Raw genomic sequence first — 3,617 nt, 5'->3', positions numbered from 1 at the left:
CTGATAAAAATATTGAAAATAACAGAACCCCTCGCCCAAAAGATAATAGTCTTACGAGAAGAACTGGGAGGATTCAAAGACCCCAAACATCTCCTCCAACTACCCGAAATAACCAACCTCGAATGGTAAGAATGGAAAGAAGAGGGGATTACAATTACTATTAATTAATCGGAGAAAATTATTAAGAAAATAAAGGATTTTCGAAAAGTTTGTCGAATATAAAAATAAAGAAGAGCGAACCTTATGAGTTATAATGTTAAGGCTTTGGCCCACCGATGGAAGGGAACACCCTAAACAACTCACAACGGATTTACCGCTCCAATATGAATATATAACATTTTTTAAAAAAAATCAAAGACTAGATATTTTAAGATAAAATTTAAAAAAACAAAAAAAACAAACTTTTTTCAATTATTTTCAAATTATTTTCACAATTGTTGCCATACAGTAGTCGTAACCATGTGATATAATTAGATAAGTCTTTATTTTTTAATACTTTACTGATATTTTATTCGAAAGGTTACAATGTTATACTAAAAAGTAAAATAAACAAAAATAAAATTAATAATAAGGAAAAATACTTATGCAGATGCTTGAAAAAAATATTGATTACGTGAAATCAGCATAATCTAATAATAGATAAAAAGTTGGAAAGAATATGGATATTGAAAGACTCAATGAAATAATTGATGCTGCCAAGCTTCAGCGGAGCCAGCTTGTTATTATATGTAACCCAAACAAAGAAAAACTTACGAAACAGAATAATGATAAATATTGCATTCAAAATGTTAATATTAGTTTAGAGTTAAGTAAAAAACTTATGGATATTCCAAAGACAAAAAGGAGTACTCACGTGCGTAGATGTTTAGCTGAAATACTTCATAAGTTTAATTCCGATGTATTATGGATAGAGAGAATGCAAATACTTTTTCACCCGGAATTAGAATTTGACCCAATACAATTTTTCCAAAATGCAAGCAGGAACATAATAATAATTCTATCATGGGATGGAGAGTATAAAGATAATAAATTGATATATGCAAAACCTGGGCATCGAGAGTATAGAGTGTTTTCAGAAATTGATGCCCAAATATTTGGTGAGATATAAAGGGGGCAATGGTATGAAATACAGTGATTTAATAAGCTTTGAACCAATTGAAGGCGTTATACAATTATGTGAGGCGTCAGAACAAGATTATGCTTATCAGTTAATCGATACTTATGTTGTATCTGAAAGGATGGCTGAAATTATTAAGGATATTATAATCGAACAACTCCAATATAGCCGCCCGGTTGATAATAAAGGAGTATTTATTGTCGGTAATTATGGTACTGGTAAATCTCATCTGATGAGTGTAATTGCAACTTTAGCAGAATTTGATAATTCAGCTGACCGCGTTAATAATGAAGAAGTCAAAAAAGCTGCAAAAGAAATAGAAGGAAAGTTTAAAGTTATTAGGATCGAAATTGGTTCAACAACAAAACCATTGAGAGATTTAATATGTGAAGAAATAGAAGATTATCTTGAGAGCATTGGCATAGAATATTCTTTTCCTGAAATAACAGAAATAACAAATAATAAAGATTTATTTCATGAAATGATGGCAGAGTTTAATAATAAATATCCAGACAAAGGGTTGCTTCTTGTATGTGACGAATTACTTGATTACCTTCGTGCAAGAAAGCAGCAAGAGATTGTTCTTGACTTAGGATTTTTAAGAGAACTTGGTGAAATATGTAAGTCTACAAAATTCAGATTTATAGCTGGGATTCAAGAGATGCTTTTTGATAACCCGAGTTTTCAATTTGTTGCAAATTTACTACAAAGAGTACGGGAGAGATTCGAAGTAATAAGCATAGTCAGAGAAGACATTGCTTACGTTGTATCTCAAAGATTACTAAAGAAGAATGATAAACAAAAGGACCTTATACGTGAACACCTGCAAAAATTTACTCCATATTTTAATGGGCTAACAGAAAGAATGGAGGAATTTGTTGAACTCTTTCCTGTACATCCTGATTATCTAGCAATATTTGAAAAAGTATATGTTGCAGAGAAACGCGTTATTTTAAAAACTCTCAGTTATGAAATGAAACAGTTAATGAATAATGATGTTCCTGTTGATAGTTCTGGAGTTATATCATTTGACAGTTATTGGACCCATATTGAAAATGACCCTTCATTAAAAGCAAATCCGAGTATCAGGGAGGTAAGAAATAAATCTGATATCCTTCAAGACAAGATTAAAAGTGCTTTTACTACAAAAAAAATATACAAACCCATTGCGCTTAGAATTGTAAAGGCATTATCGGTTCACCGGTTAACTACCGGAGATATATATACTAAGCTTGGGCTTACTTCTGAGGAATTGAGAGATCAATTATTCTTGTTTATAAATATTCCAGAGAAGGACTCAGTGTTTTTACAACGGACTATTGAATCTGTTTTAAAAGAAATATTAAAAACAGTTAGCTACCAATATATATCATTTAATGAGGACAACGGGCAATACTATATAGATATCAAAAAAGATATAGCCGTTGATGAATTAATAGAACAAAGATCGGAAACGCTTGATAATTCTGCATTAGATATATATTATTTTAATGTTCTTGAAAAAGTGGTAGATTGTTCTGAAACGACATATGTAACTGGTTATAAGATTTGGTATTATGAGATTCCTTGGAATGAATGCAAAGTGACCAGAGAAGGATATTTATTTTTTGGTGCACCAAATGAACGCTCAACCGCACAACCGCCAAGGGATTTCTACATTTATATATTACAGCCTTATGAACCACCACATTTTAAAGATGAGCACAAACAAGATGAAATATTTATCAGACTGAAAAAGAAAGATGAAAAGTTTGACCGATTCCTAAAGCTGTATGCCGGTGCAAAAGAGATGAGCAATATTGCACCTTCTGGAACGAAAAATTTATATGAAGTCAAAGCTGCGGAGTATTTCAAATTATTATCAGATTGGATAAGAAACAATTTTACAAAAGTGTATGAAGTCACTTATAAAGGCAAAAGGAATTCCGTCCTTACGATAGCTAAAAACATACCGCCATATGCAGATATTAGAGAAATCATAAACGCAATTGCGAGTACATGCTTTAATGGATATTTGTGTGATAAATATCCTGATTATCCTCATTTTTCAAAACTTTTAACGCCACTCACACATGCTAATATGAAAGATTATATTTCTGAAGCTTATCAATACTTCAATGGGAAAAAAACAAATATGGGTATGGCAATTCTGAATGGGTTTGTATTACTCCATGACGATAAAATAAAAGTACATAAATCCGGTTATGCCAAATGGGTTATCGACAAGCTTGAGAATTTAAAACCCGGTCAGGTTATAAATCGGTCTGAACTAATTGAGACAATATATACCAAAATAGGGACAAAGGATGTAGAGCTTACTAAAAAGTTTAAAATTGAACCGGAATTATTTTCTGTTATCCTTATTGCCCTTGTACATAATGGCGATATTGTCATAACAATAGCCGGGACACAATATGATGCAATGAGATTTGATCAGCTCATCAAACTTCCTATTGAGGATATAGTTAATTTTAGTCATATCAAAAAACCCAGCGGTTTA

Annotated in this window: 2 protein-coding genes; both read left to right on the top strand. The window is 31.6% G+C overall.

Annotation, left to right across the window (positions count from 1 at the left end; genetic code table 11):
• The first annotated feature begins 658 nt into the window (after window positions 1–658).
• Window positions 659–1,108: a BREX-3 system P-loop-containing protein BrxF gene (brxF, locus tag U9Q18_07160; protein ID MEA3314137.1), complete on the top strand. Its 450-nt coding sequence runs from the start codon at window positions 659–661 to the stop codon at window positions 1,106–1,108.
• 13 nt (window positions 1,109–1,121) lie between these two features.
• Window positions 1,122–3,617 (top strand): DUF6079 family protein (locus tag U9Q18_07155; protein ID MEA3314136.1); only part of this gene is annotated, 2,496 nt, incomplete at its 3' end.

The organism is Caldisericota bacterium (assembly GCA_034717215.1).
In the GTDB taxonomy this organism is placed as follows: domain Bacteria; phylum Caldisericota; class Caldisericia; order Caldisericales; family Caldisericaceae; genus UBA646.
Note: the sequence above shows the minus strand (reverse complement) of the source record. Positions and strands in the feature narration are given on the sequence as shown.